Here is an 18,419-nt window from a genome sequence, read left to right on the forward strand (position 1 = left end):
TTCTTGCCGGTCAATTGGAGAGAATCTGCTTGCCGCTCATCGAAGCCTTACTCCTGCTTCTGCTGCTCTCCCGTACTTTCGGAGAAATCTCAGAACATTTCGGCCAGCCTGCCATGATTGGCGAAATCGCAGCAGGCGTGGTGCTGGGCCCTTCTCTCCTTGGAGTTGTCCACTTCACGGATGAAATCAAAGCCGTTGCCGATCTGGGCGTCCTGCTGCTGGTCTTCCTGGCCGGGATGGACATGAACCTGAAGACGCTGTGGGATTCCTTCCGCGGCCGCAGCGCGTCTGTTGCGGTGGCGGGCTTCATCCTGCCCATGCTGCTGGGATTCCTGGTGGGCCAGGCATTTCATCTGGGCCCCACGAGATCGATCTTTATCGGCCTCTGCATCGCCATCACCGCTCTTCCCGTAAGCGTTCGAATCCTGATGGACCTTGGGAAAGTGCAGACCGAGATCGGGCAAAGGATCATTTCGGCGGCCGTATTCAACGACGTGACATCCCTGCTGATCCTCGGCGTCATCCTCGACGTAAAAGTAAAGGGAGGGGGGCCTTCCACAGCCCTCGCCTCCACCGGGATTGCGCTGTTCAAGGCCGTCACCTTCATGGCCGTGTTCATCCTGGCCGCTCGAGTTGCCAAGCGCTATTCTCCCCATCGGTTTCTCCGGCGGAAAGACCGTCTTTACCGCATACTGGTCCGGCTGAAGGGCAGGGAGTCTGCCTTTGCCATCGCTCTGCTCTTTGTCATTGCGTTTGCCAGTTTTTCTCAGGTCCTGGGATTACAGTTCGTCGTGGGGGCATTTTTTGGTTCGATGCTGCTCAGTTACGAAGTGCTTGGTGAGGCCAGGTTCCGGGAAGTTCAGAAAACGGCTTCCGACATCACCATGGGGTTCCTCGGGCCCATTTTTTTCGCGGCAATCGGGCTTGAATTTGACGCTGCAAGCCTGAGAGATTGGTGGCTGGTCGCGGCGATTCTGGCAGCCGCTGTTGTGGGCAAAATCTTCGGCGGGTACGCGGGCGGCCGCCTCGCCAAACTGACGCCGATGGAAAGCTGGGCGGTCGGGATCGGCCTGAATGGCCGGGGAATCATGGAACTCGTCATCGCAAATATCGCCCTGTCCAATAATTTTATCGGGCAGCGCCTGTTCACCGCTCTCGTGCTCATGGCGGTGGTAACCACATTTGCCACGCCGTTCCTGCTGAAGATCGCATACACTCAGTTACCCGCCGCCGAACCGAGCGCCTTCGGCGGTGCTGCCGAGCCCCGCGGTGAACAAGCTCAAACGCCTGTAAGATGAGCAAGATGAAGTACGCGGCGGCGGCCCCACCGCCTGCCGGCAGCACGTCAAAATGGCCTTCCCATCTGCACCCTGCCTAGTAAAGGGCTCGGGAGCGGATGGTGTGCGGTATGCTTTCAAGCGCGCTGACCAGCCCTGGGTCCCATTGCTGGTTGATGTCGAGTATGGCGTAGCCGACTTCGCCCCTGGTATCCAGCACCTGGCGTTCCACGTTGATTCCCCGGTCTCCGAACACCTTGTTGATGGCCAGCAGCATGCCGGGCTGGTTCCGATGGATGTGCACCAGGCGGTGCGCCTCTGGCGCGAGTTCAAGACGGCAGTGCGGGAAGTTGACGCTGAGGATGGTATCGCCGGCTTCCACGTAACGGTGGATCCGCGCTGAAACCAGATGCGCGATGTGGAGCTGGGCCTCCTCCGTGCTTCCGCCGATGTGCGGCGTGAGGACCACATTGGGGAGGTTCTGCAGCTTATCGGTAAAAGCGCCGCCTTTCGCCTTTGGCTCCTTCGGGAAAACGTCGATGGCCGCCCCTTTCAGTTTTCCGCAGCGCAGGTTTTCCGCAAGCGCCTCATGGTCCACCACGAAGCCCCGGCTCAAGTTCAGAAAATATGACCCCTCTTTCATCAGCCGAAACTCATCAGCGCCGAAGAACCCCCGATTGTGCGGGCGGCCGTCAACGTGCAGCGTTACGAAATCCGATTTTTCGAGCAGTTCCTCAAAGCTGACCTTCTTGGCGTTGCCGCGCGCCAGCACCTCCGACACGTCATTGAAGATCACTTTCATCCCGATGGCCTGGGCCAGCTCTGAAAGCTGCGAGCCGATTTTGCCATAGCCCACAATGCCCACGGTCAGGCCGCGCACCTCGTGGCAGCCTGCGGCGCTCTTCTGCCATGACCCCTGGTGGAGCGCCACGCTGCCGTCAAAGACGCGCCGCGCCAGCATGATGATCTCTCCCAGCACCAGCTCCGCCACAGAGCGCGTATTGCTATGGGGATCATTAAAGACAGCGATGCCACGGTCCGAGCAGGCGGGCAGCTCAATCTGGTCCGTGCCGATGCAGAACGCGCCTACCACCAGCAGCCGGGGGGCAGCGTCCAGCACGCGCGCCGTGACCCTGGTCTTGGAGCGGATTCCCAGCACCTCCACGTCCTTGACCTCATCAATGAGCGCGGACTCATCCAGACTGCCTTGCAGCGTTCTCACTTCATAGCCGTCCTTAATGAATGGAGCGGCGGCGGTTTCGTGAATGTTTTCGAGAAATAGCGCTTTCATCTTAGGGTTTTCATCCTCGCTTCCGGGCCAGTCAGGAACGGCCCCTCTCTTCGGTGATTAGATGACGAATGCGAAACTTACTATTCTAGTGCCTGCGCCCCCGCGACGCGAGTCGTTCTTGCAGGCGACTGCAACGCGGAATATTCCACGATGTCGATTTATTGAATGAGAAAACCTGGCAGGAATCAGGTGGAACTTCGGAGTTCGGGGTCAGTTCAGAGGTGTTGCAGGGCGGCGCCTCGACAGGCTCGTTGCCGCCCTGGCATAACGCGCTTGAAAAGCTTACGCCTCAGTACTCCCCTCTTTTCCACTGTGAGCGGGTTACCGAGCGGCGTTCAGGGCCACGCAAAACGGGTACAAGCCGCGACTGTCTTTTCCTGGGTGTTCCGTTCTCGTCAAACGCATGAAAATAGAGGAAACAAAAGACACTGAGAACTGCGAGAAACTGCAATAGCAAGGTCATTTGGGCCCCCCTCCCCACGGGCGAACCTACCAAATCGACAATCCCATCCTAGCCTGGGGCCGTCACCTTAACAATTCAACTTTAGTTCCAACGGCGCTGGTACCGGGGTTTCGGGCGGCATAACCGGTGGTGCCGGTAACTCTTTAAGTCCCTGGAGCTCATTTGACCCCTCGCAGCGGGTCCGTTGCTGAAGGCGGGAATCTGGCCAGACTTGGTGTACACTACAGTCCTCTGTTCCGGCATCGAAAGCTAAAACAGGGCGCGTCACGTCGCCCGACAAAGGAGGGGACTATGCTCGGCGAAATGATTGCTGATTTGAAGGGCAAGCGAACAGGAAGGAGAGTCCTGTCGGTGGACAAGGGATTCAAAGTGGAAGTGTCGGTTGAATCGACTGGAAAGCTGCTCGGATTCGACGTCATGGAAGTCGTGACCTACTGGTCAGAGTCAAGGCCGGACGGCACACTCTATGGTGAAGGGCATGGGGTCATTGTCGGGGCTGATGGTAACAACGCAACATGGAAAGGCCAGGGTGTCGGCAGGTTTGGCGATGGCGGCGCGGTTAGTTATCGCGGCGCCATCTATTACAGCACGGCCTCGCCCAACCTGGCGCGATTGAATACCGTCGCCGCCGTTTTTGAGTTTGATGCGGATGCCGAAGGGAATACTCGCTCCAAGTTTTGGGAGTGGAAGTAGGCCCGCACACCCTGTTGGCGCTCCTGTGAAGCGTCCGCTGGCCCGGTGTGCGGCATTTCGGGGGCGGTTTTCGCACCCGCCTTTCCCCGCGAAGGAAGAAGTCTGATTCGTTTGGCGCTGAGAAATTCCGGCAAGCAATTCGGCCGAGCTTCACGAATGCGAGACAGGTTGGTAACATAGAGGCGCGCAATAGCGCACGCGGGGGGAGTTTTGCCTCTTGCGCCGCCGCTCGGGTCAAGTCTCGTTCGGCGAGGGCGAATGACCAAACAGAGACCGGACAAACCTTGCCAGGTCGAACAAAAGCCCCTCGACGGACCGCCGATGATAGATGTATCGCTCGACTGATTCGAACGTTTTCTGGTCATTCACTTCGGCGTTGATCACAAGGACTTTTCCCACCATGTTCGGCCAGACCTCTCCAATGCCGTAGCCCCTGCCGGCGGGCTTGCCCCGTGAACACCTCAGGTCAAGGATGGCGGTGTCAAACGACCTGCGATGAAGCGTGAACAAATCAAGTCTTGAGTTTGCGGCGACTACCCGCCGGCTGTCCAGCTTCCTGATCAAGGTCAGGAGATTATCGATAGCGGGTTCGTCCGCGACAATCAGGACCTTCCGGTTGGCTGATTTGTTCGCCACGAAGACTCTGCAGGCTGCACGTTCAGCTCCGGAATCATGGACTTTCTGGAGCCGTTTATTGAAATTCACCTTCAACCTCCCTTTCCAGGCCTGTCTCACCCTTATGGATGGGTCATGCGGCCTGAAAAGCCCCCTTTGGCTGCGCCTGCAAGAACGTCATTTGACGGACTACTCTCCCAGGGCAAGACTGCCCCACACCGTAGCATGCTAACCGTTCTGGCGAGGCAAGCCAATGTTACTTTAGTTCTACCTCCGGGCCTGCTGGGACGGCATGCCAGCCCTTCCTTCCCGGAATTCTATTCAACATCCCGGCGACGTTATCTCCCTCCCAGGAGCGCCCGGTACTTACTCATTCTCAAGGCCGTAGTATACTGTGCGCGGCAATTCTTCCAGTGAAATGAAGCGGCCGGGCCGGTCGCCAGAAGTAAGGCCCGCCCCAGGAGGAACTTATGGAGCGCGAATACGCGTTTGAGATGGTGACATCCGGCATCCGGTTCGGAGCTGGGGTCACGCGCGAGCTAGGCGCGGAGTTGTCTGACCTGGGCAAGCGGCACGTTCTGGTGCTCACGGACCCGAATCTGCGCAGCCTGCCGCCGGTTGCCACGGTGCTTGAGTCGCTGAGCGGCCAGAAAATCCGCTATTCAGTTTTCGACCGCGTGCGCATCGAGCCCACCGACGAATCATTCAAGGAAGCCATTGCCGCAGCGCAGGCGGACGACTTTGATGCGTTTGTCGCGGTGGGCGGCGGCTCCACGATGGACACCGCCAAGGCCGCCAACCTTTACTCCTGCTACCCGGCTGACTTCCTGGAATACGTCAACCCGCCGATCGGCAGGGGCCAGCCCGTCCCGGGTCCGCTCAAGCCGCTGATCGCCATACCCACTACGGCGGGCACCGGCAGCGAAACCACCGGGGTTGCCATCTGTGACCTCGAGTCGCTCCATGCCAAGACCGGAATTGCCCACCGCCGGTTGAAACCAACCATCGGCCTGGTCGATCCGGAGAACACGCGCACGCTGCCTCCGGAAGTGGCCGCCTCCTCGGGACTCGATGTGCTGTCCCACGCCATCGAATCCTTCACGGCATTGCCTTACCTCGAGCGCCCCCGGCCTGACCGGCCGATTATGCGTCCGGCGTATCAAGGTTCGAACCCCATCAGCGACGTCTGGAGCCTGGAGGCGCTGCGGCTTGTGGCCGCCTACTTGAAGCGCGCCGTGGCCGATCCGGGTGATGACGAGGCCCAGGCGTCCATGCTGCTGGCCTCCTCGTATGCCGGCATCGGATTTGGAAACGCCGGTGTGCATCTACCGCATGGGATGTCATATCCAGTGTCGGGGCTGGTGAGGAATTTCCGGCCTCGCGGCTACAGCGTTGATCATCCCATGGTCCCGCACGGGATCTCGGTGATCCTGAACGCGCCCGCCGTCTATCGTTTCACGGCGCAGGCATGCCCGGAGCGCCACATGAAGGCGGCGGAAATTCTCGGGGCCAAAGTAACCGGCGCGAAGTTGGAAGATGCGGGCAGGATTCTCGCCGATCAGGTGGTCGAGTTCATGCTCGACCTCAAGGTGCCCAACGGCCTGCGCGCGCTTGGATACGACGCGAGCGACATCCCGGCCCTCGTGGAAGGCACGCTGCCCCAGCACCGCGTCACTAAACTGTCTCCACGATCTGCCTCAGCCGACGACCTGGCACAACTCTTCTCCGACGCCATGACCGCGTGGTAGTAACACCCGCGGCGCCGTTTGGAAATCGCCAGAAGGTTCAGCAGACCGACTGAGAGCAGGGATTGGAAAACGGCGGAAGGCCCATCTCACTACTACAACGGAGTTTCCTTGATCCCCCTGATGAGCTCTTTCAGGAAAACCAGAATGTGGTCAATTCGTCTCTCGTCTTCCCCAAACGATTCAAAATGCTTTGCCATCTGGCGGACGAGGCGGTATTGGCCTGTTCCGGCAGTTTCGGCCTGGAGTGTTTGCTGAATCCTGGCACGCGTTTCCGGTTTGGCGATGCTGCCGATGTCACGCCCCAGCAGCCGGCAACCGGCCTGAGTGTAGTCAAAATCCTCAACGCCCATTAAGTCATGATGCTCTTCCATCAACCGGCCGTAATTCCCTGCGTCCAGGTAATTTTCCATGATAAACGCCAGGTCGTAGGCATCCTTGTCCCTTTCTGACGGGCGATCAGCCCAGGCGACAATTTTTAGGATCGCCAGCCCTGCCGGGGACGCCACGCGAATGTCCAAAGGCGGGCGGGCTCTCACGCGGACTAGCTGCGCGGCCTGGTAGGCTTCCTCAAAGCCCAACGTGCTCATGATGAAATCATGGTCAGGAGGCCAGCTTAGCTTGCGGTCAGGGTCAGCGGTCCCTCCAAAGGGTATGATGTCCACCGGCAGCTCGTTACGGTAGATCAGCCGCTGAGTCTCTCTGGCTTCAGCAAACTGCTTGGAGTCGAGCAAAGCCTGCTTCAATTGGTCGAATTCATTCCAGCCAGAGACCCGTACTGCAACATCAACGTCCTTTGTGGCGCGTCCGCTGCGGATGCTGAACCCCTTTTCCATGATGGTGTCCCGCGCAGTTGCCCCAACCAGGAAAAACGGGACACCCATGGATGCAGCAGCCCCGCCGAGCGCTTCATAAAATTCGAGGGTCGATTGATCAATGTTCGCGGACAAATCGAGCAATTTGAGCATCGTAAAGCTGCCTAGCCGTTTCAAGATTCCGGGCGTCTCCGGTACGCAGTAAATCGGCATACGCCAGGATGGGATGGACAGTCCCCTGGTTCGTCCAGTCCACGCGGGCGTCCCAGAATGCCTTCAGAACTTCCACGCTTCCCCGAGCATCTTTTCTCAGCCGGTGGGTGGCCAGCAGCGGGCCCGGCAGGCCTCTCACATAAATCGTTATGTCTTCCGGCTTCAGATATTGGGTCAGCCGGGCGGCTGCAATCTCGCCTCCCCAAAAGGCCTGCTGCTCTTGGATGTGCGCCTTTTGCCACCAGTCTCGATCCGGGGCGGCGTACCGCCCTATCACCAACTTCGGCCTCAGTTGTTCCGGGTAAGCGGTTACCCATCGCTCCAGCAGTTGCTCCTTCTGGACCAGCTTCCTGCCATGTTCGGGGAGCTTCAGCAGATAGCCGAGCCTTTCCAAGTCCCCAAAAATCCAGCCGATTGCTCCAAGGGCCACATCAGCCGCCTCGGCGACGGTTCGATACGGAGCGTTGAGCAGTTCTTGCTTGCAGAGCAACGCAAAAATCACTTTGAGGCCTGCCTGCCGGAATGCCCGCCTCGGCCGTTCCGTGAAGAGTTTGGCCGGGGGCTTTTGGCCCTTTATGTAGATGAAAACGCCCGGCACGTCCAGGTAGGCGTTCCCCACAGTGTCCAGAAAGAATACGTTGATCCGCTTCAGCCGCTCGGCCATATTCGGGTTCACATACTCTGCCGCCAGTAGAGCAGGCTGCGGCAGGCGGGCAACCTGTTCTGCGACTCTGCCTAGGCTGTTCGGATTAACCACGCGTTTGACTTCCACCACAAACCGCTTCGTGACGCCGTGCGTGGCCAGCCGGACCACAGCAGCCGCGTTTCTCCAGCGCGGCCCCCTTGGCTCAACCAGTTCGGCGTGGAGCTTGGGACCGATGGCCTCCTGGAACGCGTTCAGGGCCCTCTCCAGTATTTCCACTTCGGCGGTATGTTCGAGCATCTGGGTTAGCCTTTCTTTCTTCTCAGGTGAAGGTTGTCTCTACCTTACCGCCTGGCTCCGGCTGTTCATTGAACATCAATGTTCATTATACGTGAACGACGATAAAAAATGAACATTGTTTGACCTGCAACCATAGGTAACGGCTATCATTGTTGTTCAGTTGAGCTTAGCCGAGGGGCAGGCAGCCCCTGCGGTTGCGGATTTGCTTCTTTCCGGCCAGAGAAGTCAAAATCCCGCCCGACTGTCGCGCCGCGCAAAATGGGTTTCCGTTAACGCGCTCCTGGGAGGGCTTAGCTCTAGATGTGCGGGATTCGTTTAATCTTTGTGGATGTTTTCGAGGGCCTGCTCAAAGGTGACGACCTGGCCGCCGTGCTGCTGGCGATAGGCTTCGGCGTCTTCCTGTGAGGCGAAGGCGACCAGGACGGGCAGGCAGCGGTCATAGATGCGCATCTCCACTCCATGGCCCGGCATGCGCTGGATGGCAGGATTGTGGCGAGTGCAATACTGCACGTCGCCGCCCATGTCGTAATATGCCGAACGCGCGGCAATCAGGCGTCCGGAGTTGAAGTCGGTGGCCAGTTCCTTACGCGCCTCTCCAGGGTTGTTGATGATGTGGTGCATCGCACAGGCGGGACAGCAGGCATCGATGGCGCCATGGGCCGTCTCGATTCGAAATTCTAATTGCTTCATGATTCCGCGTCCGCAGATCTCGCAGACGGCCGGCTGCTTTGGAGTCAACTCGCGATGGACCAGCCAGGCCGCGCCGACGGCAATCGCAATGATTAAAACCGCAATCGAGAGCCGGCTGCGTCTCATGGCTTTCTCCTGGGATTGCTTTTATTGTACCACTCGGAAGGTTGGCCACTGAACAACCAGCCGGAGACGAAGCTTTATCCGCCTGCCCGGCCGAGGATATGTTCTGTATCTCGCTGATACAACGGAAGGTCTATGCTATGTCCTCATCGCTGTTTTCTTGTGACGCCCGCAGCGTGCCGCGACGAAGCGCGCGTTCTTTCATCATGGCGAAGAACACTGGGACAAGGATCAGCACATGAATGGTTGACGTCACCATACCGCCGACGATGGGCGCGGCGATAGGCTTCATGACGTCGGACCCCACGCCGGTTTCCCACAAAATCGGTATCAGGCTGGCCAGCACCACGCTGACGGTCATCAGCTTGGGCCGCAGGCGCATGACCGCGCCCTCAATCGCGGCGGCTTCGATGTCCTCATGCGCAACAGGCGTGGCCGCGGCAAGGCGCCGGTCGAGCGCTTCGTGCAGATAGACAACCATCACCACGCCGGTTTCAATCGCAATGCCAAACAGCGCGATGTAGCCCACCCAGACCGCCACACTGAACTCATAGCCGAGCAGCCATTGTAAGATCAGGCCGCCGGTCAGGGCATAGAAGGTTGGAAGAATCAGCACAAAAGCCTCAGTCGCAGAACGGAAGATCAGGTAGAGGAGCATGAATATAACGAAGAACACCAGCGGGACGATCAGTTCCAGCCGCTCCTTCGCCCGAACCTCGAACTCGTATTCACCGGACCAACGATAGGAAGTGCCCTGAGGTAAATTCAACTTTTGCTGGAGCAGCGCATCGGCCTTTTGAACAAAACCTCCGTAGTCGCTGGTATTCAAGTCCACATAAACGTAACCGGTCAACTGCCCGTCCTCGTCCCGGATCATTGCCGGGCCGCGCGAGTAGGAGGTGCTTGCCACTTCGTTTAGGGGCACCTGCGCTCCGCTGGGCGTGGAAAGCAGCACGCGCCCAAGGGCATCAAGGTTGTCGCGGAAGTCGCGATTGTAGCGGACGTTCACCGGGTACCGTTCGCGCCCCTGAATATTGACTGCGATATTCTCACCGCCGATTCCAGAAGTCACGGCCCGCTGCACGTCCGCCACCGTCAAGCCATAACGCGCCGCCTGCGCGCGGTCCACCTGGACGTTGACATAAAAACCTTGCGAGACGCGTTCCGCAAACACCGAGCGCACTCCATCGAGGCCCGACAGCAGGCTTTCGACACGCTCGCCGGCCTGCTGAATGTCTGCCACGGTCGCGCCCTGGATTTTCAGGCCAACAGGTGTTTTTATTCCAGTGAGTTCCATATCCAGCCGGTTTTGGATGGGCATCGTCCAGGTGTTGGTTAGGCCTGGGAATTGCAGCTTGGCGTCCATCTCCTGCACCAGCTTCGAGTACGTCATCCCCGCGGGCCACTTCGATCGCGGCTTCAGGACGACCGTCGTATCAAACATGGAAAGCGGGGCGTTGTCCGTTGCGCTGTCCGACCGGCCCACGGCCCCCATAACGGTTTCAACCTCAGGGAAGGACTTGATGATTCGGTCCTGCTCCTGCATCAGGCTGGAGGCCTGCGTAATTGAAATGCCCGGGTAGGCCGTCGGCATGTACAAGGCGTCGCCTTCGTAAAACGGCGGCATAAACTGGCTGCCCATGCGAAACGCCAGAGGGATCGTCAATGCAAAGAAAAGAAGATTGGCAAGCAGAGTGAGGACCCGGTGGCGCAGGCACCAGCGCAGAACAGGAAGGTAAACGGCCTGCGTAAATCGTGAAATGGGATTGGCTGATTCCGGCCTCAAACGCCCGCGAATAAAGATCAGCATCAGCACGGGGACAAGGGTGATGGCGAGGATTGACGAGAAGCCAATGGCCAGAGTTTTGGTCCAGGCCAGCGGACGGAACATCCGGCCTTCCTGCGCTTCCAACAGAAAGACAGGAAGGAACGAAACCACAATGATGACGAGCGAAAAGAAGATGGGAGATCCGACCTGCTTGGCTGCGGATAACAGGAGCCTGCGGCGTTCCCGGCGACTGACGGCGCCCGGAACAGCCTCTGCAGACCCGCTCCCGCCTGTCTCGGCAACACCCGGCCCTGGCGGTTGTTCCCCCTCCGGCGGGAGTGCCGGCGAGGCGCTTGCCTCAAGTTCGTGCTGGCGTTCCGAGAGGGTGCGATAGCCGTTTTCCACCATCACAATGGCGGCGTCAACCAGGACCCCAATGGCCAGTGCCAGCCCGCCCAGCGACATGATGTTGGCGGTTATGTGGAAGTAGTACATCGGGATAAAGGATGCAACGACGGCGATGGGAAGAGTCAGGATAGCGATAAGGGCAGAACGAAAGTGGAAAAGGAATATGATGATGACGAGACTGACGATGATGACTTCTTCCAGAAGGTCCCGCTGCAACGTGCCGATCGACTCGTGGATCAGCTCAGATCGGTCGTATGCCGGAACGATTTCCACACCGGCAGGGAGGGAAGACCTGATTTCTGAGATTTTCTGTTTGATCCCGTTGATCACGTTGAGCGCGTTCTGCCCAAAACGCATCACCACAATTCCGCCCACCGTTTCGCCCCTGCCATTCCAGTCGATGGCTCCGCTGCGAATGTCTGGCCCAAAGGCAACCGTTCCCAGGTCGCTCACCATCACGGGCACGCCGTTGTGCGTACCGACGGGAACATCAGCAAGGTCATCGAGAGACTTGAAATAGCCGAGCCCGCGCACCATGTATTCCGCGCCGCCGAGTTCGAGCAGGCGTCCGCCGACTTCGTTGGTGCTCGCGCGGACGCGCTCGATGACCGTTGAGAGCGGAATGTTCAGTGCCTGGAGCTTTTCAGGGTCGAGGCGGACCTGGTACTGGCGTACAAATCCGCCGATGGTCGCCACTTCCGCGACTCCGGGAACAGTCGCAAGCTGGTAGCGAAGATACCAGTCCTGGAGGCTGCGAAGGTCGGCCAGGTTCTGTTTGTGGCTGTGGTCCACCAGAACGTATTCGTAAACCCAGCCTGCGCCGGTGGCGTCCGGACCCAGCACCGGATTCACTCCCGAAGGCAGTTTGCCCTGCAGTTGCTGGAGGTATTCCAGCACTCGTGAGCGCGCCCAGTAGAGGTCGGTGCCATCCTGAAAAACGACATAGACATACGAATCGCCAAACATCGTTTCAGCACGGACGTTTTTCACTCGCGGCGCCGCAAGCATGGTGGTGACGATGGGATAAGTCACCTGATCCTCGATGATATTGGGCGGCTGCCCTGCCCAGCCGGTGTGGATGATCACCTGAACATCGGAAATGTCGGGTAGCGCGTCCAGAGAAATATTTTTCATCGACCAGATGCCGGCGAGGACCAGGAGGAACACTCCGGTAAAAACCAGGAATCGGTTGCGCGCGCACCAGTCAATCAGGCGGGCTATCACGTTACATCCCTCCTTGCGCGTTGACGCTCAGTTGCTTCATGGCCACGGTCTGCCCGTTCTTCTGCGCTGTGATCGCCACCTGCCACGTTCCTCCAGTCTGGAGTTGTCCGCTGCCTTGGTAGAAGCCGCCTCCGCGGTCGGTGAGCGTGAAGATGCTCTGCATCGCTGCCATGCCCATGGCCGGCATGGCCGGCATAAAGAACCGGACTTTCACTTCTGCGCCGGTGATCGGTTTGCCGTCGGGCCCCGTCAGCTTGACTCGCACCGTGTTCTGGCCTTTGGTCGGCGGGGACGGTGAGGTGGTGAAGTCCACGGTTGCCTGACGGGCGTTCGCCATGTTCATCGAGGCCGCTGCTCCGGCGCCGGGCGGTGGCGGTACAAAGGAGCCGAGCGCTGCCTGGAGCTGGCTTTCGGAATCGACCAGGAAGTTTGCCGAGGTCACAATCTTCTCGCCCGGCTTCAGTCCTTTGAGCACGCTGTAGTAGTCACCCGCGCGCCGCCCCAGCGTCACCTCACGCGGTTCGAGATACCCGCCTCCATGATCGACAAAAACCACGTTGCGCGTGCCGGTGTGGAACACTCCGGGCACCGGAATTGCAAGACGTCGGCCGATCGGAATTTTCAGCATGACGTTAACGAACATGCCGGGCGTAAGCTTCAGTTCCGGGTTCTGGAAAACGAGCCGCACCTTTGTGGTTCGTGTGTCCATGTTGACTTCGGGATAGACGAAATCCACGCGCCCTGAAAACGTGCGGCCGGGATAGGCGTCGGTCGTCACCGTGGCGGGCTGGCCGCGGCGAATCTGGCCGATGTCACTCTGGAAAACTTCGGCATTGACCCAGACGGTGGAAAGGTCGGCAAGGGTGTAAAGCCGCGTGGCCGGCTCGACGTAAAGGTTCGGCAGGGCGTTGCGCTCGGTGATATAGCCCGACACCGGAGAATCGATCTCAAGATCGTGCCGGATTTCCCCGGTCTTCTCAATGTGGTCAATCTCGCGCGATGGAATGTCCCATTGCTGTAGTCGCGCGCGCGCGGCGGTGAGCAGCGATTCGGCGCCCGAGGCCACGCCCGGTACGGTGCTCTGCGCCAGCAAGCCGCTGTTCTTTCTGGCCAGCAGATACTCCTGCTCCGTCGTCACCAGTTGCGGACTGTAGATGGTGAAGAGCGGCTGGCCCTTGCGGACGTACTGATAGGTTGCGTCCGCATAAACTTTGGTGATCCAGCCTGAGAAGCGCGTCTGCACGTAGGCCTGGCGGCGCTCATCCACCGCAACGTTGCCCGCCGCGCGGATTTCGTCCGTCAGTTCCCGCAATACAACCTCGCCGCTGGTGACGCCGATGCTTTGCAGCCGCTGGGGGGAGAGCTGGACCGGCGCGAGCGCGGCAGCAGCGGCTCCGGGAGCGGTTTCAGCAGCAGGGCTTTGCTCGGCTGCCGGGGCCGCCGTGCCCATTTGTTTCGGCCCTGAAGCCCGGCGTTCTTGCGCGACGTAGCGCCACGCGATCAACGCCACGGCAGCGGCGAGCGCGATGCTCAGCCCCAGCGTGATCTGGAATGCTTTGCGATAATCCTTCATGGCCATTTCCTCTCTCCGGCTTGCTTCATCAGGGAATCTGGATTCCGGTCAGTTGTTCAAGCCGGGCCAGCGCGCTTTCGTGCTCGGCCAGCGTGCGCCAGTACTCGATGTCCAGGTCGAGTACGTCCACAAAAGAGCTGAGCAGCGTTTCAAAGTCCTGCTGGGCTGATTGGTAGGCGGCAAGTCCGGCATTGAACGTGGCCGTAGCCTGTGGAATCAGTCCCTCGCGATAAATCTTGAGGACTTTGGAGTCCGAGTCGGCCACCAGATACTGGTCGCGCACTTCGAAATAGGTCTGCTGGACCTGCGCTTCATATTCACGGCGCGCGCTATTCAGTTGTTCGCCCGCTTCGGCCACTTCCGGCCTCTGCCGCCGACTGCGGTAAATGGGAAGCCTGACGCCGAACGTCGCCATGTAATAATCGCGGAAGGGCGCGCCCGTGTGCTGCCACATGTATTGCAGGCTGAAGTCAGGATAAAAATCCTTCCGGGCCAGTTCCACCTGCAGGCTGCGGTCCTGCACCATCTCATGCTGAGCGCCGACTTCCGGGTTCCCTGTGCGGACGGCTGCCAGCAGGTCATCGGAGCTATAGGGCAGTGAGGTTTCTGTGAGCTTCTCCGTGATGATGTCCGCTGAATCCTGCGGCCGGTTCAGAAGCTGTTTGAGTTGCGCCTGGAGGGTTTGCATTTGCTGGCGGTATTGCGTGGCGTCCCGCAGGAGTTTTGTCTGCTGCAACTGCGCCTTGAGCACATCCTGCTGGTTGCCCTGGCCTGTCCGGTAACGGGCCTCTGCAATCTTTTCAATCTGCTCCAGAAGTTTCTTGTCCTTTTCGAGGATCGAAAGCGTCTGTCGAACATAGTCGAGACGAAAATATGCGGCTTTGACTTGTTCAATAACTGACCGCCTGACCGCGTCAGCCTGCTGTCGCAGAGTGTCCGCTTTGCGGCGGGCAATTTCCCCTCGAAGCCGCAGTTTGCCCGGATAAGGCAAATCCTGGGAAACGCCCACTCCGATATAGGCGAAGTCGCTATTTGAGAACCCGGCGAAAGGGCGTGGGCTTCCAACCGCGAGCTGCTGGACGGTAATTTGGGGGTCTGGCAGCGTCGAAACCTGGGAAGGCGCCTGCGTGGCTGCCTGCCATTCCCGCTTTGCCGCCAGGATTTGCGGATTGTTCTGTTCCGCTTCTTTTACCAGTTGCGCCAAAGGCATGGGCGATTGGGCGGGTTGCGCCGGCGTCGGCCCTTCCGCAAGCTGCGCGGCCCTTGCTGGCGTTGAAATCGGACAGGCAACAGCAACCAGCAGAATAGCGACGGGCAGAGCAATGTCCCGGCCACGGGCCGGGCCCGTTCGTCGATGACCATACCCTTTGAGTGGTTGAAGAATGCTCACTGCTGCCTCCCTTCGGAATACGCAAGGCCTTTTAGATCGCGGCTGTAGACGGCATCCCAGAGCCTGTCAAACAGCTTGCGCGACATTGGCTGCTTGAGTTCAAACTCAAAGGTTTCGCGGTAGCCCTGCATGCGGAAGTGGTAGGGACCGGGATGGGCGATCGTCTCGATGTCCGCCCAGCGCCAGCTCCTGCCGCCGCGCCCGCCGGACGTCACGTAGTCGATCCCTCCGTCGCGGAAACAGAGTGCTCCGTTGGTTCCTCCGCCAAAAGTGCGATGGCGGGCGGGCAGAGACGCAAAGCAGGAGGCGTCAGGATCAGGCCGGCCGTTCTCCACCGGCTTTTGGACCCGGCGCGCAAGGGCTTCGGCCACTGACGGCGGCACGGGGTCAGTAAGGCGGAAGTGAAATGCGCGATCGCCCGAACGATGCCAGCCTCGATTCTGATAAGTTTCGAGGTCAAGGCGGTTCGCTTCGAGGCGGAAGCTCCGAATCTCGGTATACGGCCAGCGCAGCGGCGACCCCTTGTTCGGACGAAATTCGACACCTCGATCATTGATCTCGAGAGTCCCGGAAGTTTTTGATATCACATGGCGCAACCGCGCAGGCGACTGCCACAGTGTGGTTCCCGCTCCGGATCCCAGCTTGGCTTGCGGCCCCGGACGCGCGGCAAATGGGCTGCCGGGAACAACGCAAAGCGCTAAAGAGAGCGAAGCAATATGGAAGACTCCTCGCATGACGGACCTCCTGATAAAGCTGATGGTGTGAAATGGAGAAACGATAGCGTGAAGGTTTTCACGCTGCGAGGCGGGTTGCTAAATCAGGAGAGAGTGGTGGATGGTGTAAAGCTCGCCGGGCGGTGAGTAGCAATGGACATCATACTGGACGTTCGCTGCCCGTATCGCGCCGGGAATTGCGCTGGAATGCGGAAGGGTTGCCACGACCGCGTAGGCGACAGCCGGAGCGGTGACTTCGGCTGCCTGCTGAAGCTGATTGGCTGGCCCGGGTACTCCCGTGGTGCAGCAGGTCTGAAGCTGGCTTGCCGGAGCGCAAGGCATCGAAGTGCAACAATTCATCGACGCATGGCCTGCCATCAGCGGACCGAAGCAGCCTCCCATGGTCGCAAAAAGGAATGCACCGAGCAGCACGATGGGCTTCGCCTTCCTCATACGGTGTGCATCTTAGCATAACTTGCGTCGCGCCGTCCGCGACCCGACCCATAATTCGAGGGCTTTTTCAGATCGGGAAAACATCATCCGGCCCCGATGGGGCTTGGTTACCACCCCCGAGTTCTTATTGATTCTAAAGGAGAAGAAAGATGGCCGGAGTAAACAATGCCACATCCACCAGCACCCGGAATTGATCAATGGCCAGTGATTTCTCCTTGTAACGAATTAAAGTAAAAGCCAGGGCGCTGAGCAGTTCCGCTGCCGGAATTTGCCAGTGCAGCCGTCCGTAACCGGAAATCATATAAGTGGCGGCAATGGCGGCTGCCACAAGGGAAAGCAACGTGAAACGCCTGCCCATCCAGACGGTCCATGGGTGTGGCAGCCCGAATCGACGGCCGCGCAGGCGGCTCCATTCTGCGTACTCAATGGCCGCGCAGTTCATCCAGCACAAAGCTGCAAAAACCACGCAAGACGGCGCCAGCGTGACGGTGCTCTCCGTCATGTTCTGCCAAACCGGAAAACACGTGCCGAGCGCAAACAGAATACCCACCAGCATTTCTTTGGGCAGCAGCCACCCGCGCCGCGGCGACACCAGATGCACGATGAGCAGGTAAATCCCGACGCCAAGAAGGACGATGACGCCGTCGCCAAAGATCCTGACGTCTAACTGCGTCAGCGCCAGCCACGCCGCCAATACGGACCCGGCGCAGAGGGGAAACAGAAACAACCAAAGATGCCGGCGATAAAACATATGCCGCGTGGCTTCGGCATCATCGGGGGGAGATCCCAAAGCGTCGAGCAGCCGGTCCGCTACATAGATCAGCCACACCACCAGCGCCAGAAGAAGAGTGACGCCCGCGCCAAGCCGCACGTGGAACGACTTGGCAAAAAGCAATTGCCACAGCACGGCCACCGCAGGTGCGTCCAGACTGAGCACCGTCAGCCACAAAAGCGGCGTTGACTCGGAAACCGGCCGGGCGCCGCGCTCGAAGCGCGCATCCGGTTTATGCGCGCTCGCAACCTCCCTTTTTTCCACTGGCGTCACGCTCATTGCTGAATTTCAGGTTGACGGATTCGGCCGCGAGGCGCAAGGAATTTTCTCGATGGCCTTCCCGTGGCATCGAGACAAGCAGCCGGACTCAATTGCTGATTTGCAAGGTGTGGGTATCTTACTCGTCTGCCCGTGGCCCGTCTCCGCCCATCGAGCGAAAGCGAAGCATGTCATATGGGTGAGCCCAGGTAAGCGTTGCACCCAAGCGGTGATGTCAAGCTGCTTGTGTAAAAAGGTGGAGGGTTCGGTTTTTCCATTGATGCTTCTCATTTATTCCATTGAAGATGGCATAGATGATGCGGTCGAGGCTTTCGACGTTGACGAAGCAGACCATGGGCCGGGTGCGGCGACGGACTTTCACAAAGCAGCGCTCGATGGCGTTGGTCGTTCGCAGCTTTTTCCAGAGGTGCCGCGGAAAGCTGAAGAAGGTGAGCAACTCCGGCAGGTCTCGCTCCAGGCGCTTCACCATGGCCGGATAGCTGCTTTGCCAGCGGGAGCGGAAGACTCGGAAAGCCGCCCGCGCCGCCTGGCGGCTCTCGGCCCGATAGATCGCCTGCGCATCGGCCTTCACCTGGTCACGGTCGCGCCTGCGGACCTTCTCAAGAATATTCCGCATCTTGTGCACCCAGCAGCATTGATGCTTCATCTGCGGGTAAGGCGGCCGGCAGGACGGCAGCTGCTGGGATTTGTGCGCAGCCGGGGCGAGAGCCAGGCGGCTTGGGAAGGACTGCTGATGAATCTGTTTCGACGCGGGCTGGAAGGGAGGAATCTGCAGCTGATTATCACCGACGGATGCGAGGGGCTGGCGGCGGCGATCCAGACCGTTTACCCGCAGGTGAAGCATCAATGCTGCTGGGTGCATAAGATGCGGAACATCCTGGAGAAGGTCCGCAGGCGTGACCACGACCAGGTCAAGTCGGACGCCCAGGCGATCTACCTCGCCGAAGGACGCAAGCAGGCGCTGGCCGCTT

Annotated in this window: 16 protein-coding genes; 4 read left to right on the forward strand and 12 right to left on the reverse strand. The window is 59.4% G+C overall.

Annotated features, from left to right (window positions below; all coding sequences use genetic code 11):
• Window positions 1-29: 29 nt before the first annotated feature.
• Window positions 30-1,298, forward strand: coding sequence for a cation:proton antiporter (locus VFQ24_04860; GenBank protein HET9177672.1), 1,269 nt, complete (start codon window positions 30-32; stop codon window positions 1,296-1,298).
• A gap of 76 nt (window positions 1,299-1,374) precedes the next feature.
• Here the strand turns inward: VFQ24_04860 and serA are convergent, their stop codons facing one another.
• The gene (serA, locus tag VFQ24_04865) at window positions 1,375-2,568 is read right to left on the reverse strand and encodes a phosphoglycerate dehydrogenase (GenBank protein ID HET9177673.1); all 1,194 of its coding nucleotides are present in this window, start codon (window positions 2,566-2,568) and stop codon (window positions 1,375-1,377) included.
• 754 nt (window positions 2,569-3,322) lie between these two features.
• Between serA and VFQ24_04870 the strand changes: the two genes are divergently transcribed.
• Window positions 3,323-3,724 carry a hypothetical protein gene (locus tag VFQ24_04870; protein HET9177674.1) on the forward strand — a complete coding sequence of 134 codons (402 nt, stop codon included), beginning with the start codon at window positions 3,323-3,325 and terminating at the stop codon, window positions 3,722-3,724.
• Between the two features lie 234 nt (window positions 3,725-3,958).
• Here the strand turns inward: VFQ24_04870 and VFQ24_04875 are convergent, their stop codons facing one another.
• Entirely contained in the window at window positions 3,959-4,360 is a 402-nt protein-coding gene (locus VFQ24_04875) for a hypothetical protein (GenBank protein HET9177675.1), read from the reverse strand.
• Window positions 4,361-4,809: 449 nt separating this feature from the next.
• Here VFQ24_04875 and VFQ24_04880 point away from each other — a divergent pair, with 449 nt between their 5' ends.
• Window positions 4,810-6,087: a hydroxyacid-oxoacid transhydrogenase gene (locus VFQ24_04880; GenBank protein ID HET9177676.1), complete on the forward strand. Its 1,278-nt coding sequence runs from the start codon at window positions 4,810-4,812 to the stop codon at window positions 6,085-6,087.
• 92 nt (window positions 6,088-6,179) lie between these two features.
• Here the strand turns inward: VFQ24_04880 and VFQ24_04885 are convergent, their stop codons facing one another.
• From VFQ24_04885 to VFQ24_04930, 10 genes are all read right to left on the reverse strand, one after another.
• Window positions 6,180-7,052, reverse strand: a complete 873-nt coding sequence (locus VFQ24_04885) for a nucleotidyl transferase AbiEii/AbiGii toxin family protein (GenBank protein HET9177677.1) — start codon at window positions 7,050-7,052, stop codon at window positions 6,180-6,182.
• A complete protein-coding gene (locus tag VFQ24_04890; GenBank protein ID HET9177678.1) occupies window positions 7,018-8,055 on the reverse strand; it encodes a type IV toxin-antitoxin system AbiEi family antitoxin in 1,038 nt (345 codons plus the stop codon). The genes VFQ24_04885 and VFQ24_04890 overlap by 35 nt, the downstream gene beginning before the upstream one ends.
• Window positions 8,056-8,370: 315 nt before the next feature.
• Window positions 8,371-8,871, reverse strand: a complete 501-nt coding sequence (locus tag VFQ24_04895) for a hypothetical protein (GenBank protein ID HET9177679.1) — start codon at window positions 8,869-8,871, stop codon at window positions 8,371-8,373.
• 130 nt (window positions 8,872-9,001) lie between these two features.
• Window positions 9,002-12,268, reverse strand: a complete 3,267-nt coding sequence (locus VFQ24_04900) for an efflux RND transporter permease subunit (GenBank protein HET9177680.1) — start codon at window positions 12,266-12,268, stop codon at window positions 9,002-9,004.
• 1 nt (window position 12,269) lies between these two features.
• On the reverse strand, window positions 12,270-13,847 hold the full coding sequence (locus VFQ24_04905; GenBank protein ID HET9177681.1) for an efflux RND transporter periplasmic adaptor subunit: 1,578 nt from the start codon (window positions 13,845-13,847) through the stop codon (window positions 12,270-12,272).
• A 22-nt stretch (window positions 13,848-13,869) separates the two neighbouring features.
• Window positions 13,870-15,231, reverse strand: a complete 1,362-nt coding sequence (locus VFQ24_04910; GenBank protein HET9177682.1) for a TolC family protein — start codon at window positions 15,229-15,231, stop codon at window positions 13,870-13,872.
• A complete protein-coding gene (locus VFQ24_04915; protein ID HET9177683.1) occupies window positions 15,228-15,965 on the reverse strand; it encodes a hypothetical protein in 738 nt (245 codons plus the stop codon). Before VFQ24_04915 ends, VFQ24_04910 begins: the two co-directional genes overlap by 4 nt.
• A gap of 78 nt (window positions 15,966-16,043) precedes the next feature.
• Window positions 16,044-16,397, reverse strand: coding sequence for a hypothetical protein (locus VFQ24_04920; GenBank protein ID HET9177684.1), 354 nt, complete (start codon window positions 16,395-16,397; stop codon window positions 16,044-16,046).
• Between the two features lie 133 nt (window positions 16,398-16,530).
• Window positions 16,531-17,448, reverse strand: coding sequence for a hypothetical protein (locus tag VFQ24_04925; protein HET9177685.1), 918 nt, complete (start codon window positions 17,446-17,448; stop codon window positions 16,531-16,533).
• Between the two features lie 214 nt (window positions 17,449-17,662).
• On the reverse strand, window positions 17,663-18,094 hold the full coding sequence (locus VFQ24_04930; GenBank protein ID HET9177686.1) for a transposase: 432 nt from the start codon (window positions 18,092-18,094) through the stop codon (window positions 17,663-17,665).
• On the opposite strand from VFQ24_04930, the gene VFQ24_04935 reads away from it, so the two are divergent.
• A partial coding sequence (locus VFQ24_04935; protein ID HET9177687.1) for a transposase occupies window positions 18,086-18,419 on the forward strand: 334 nt, incomplete at its 3' end. The genes VFQ24_04930 and VFQ24_04935 overlap by 9 nt on opposite strands.

The organism is Terriglobia bacterium (genome assembly GCA_035712365.1).
GTDB lineage: Bacteria > Acidobacteriota > Terriglobia > UBA7540 > UBA7540 > SCRD01.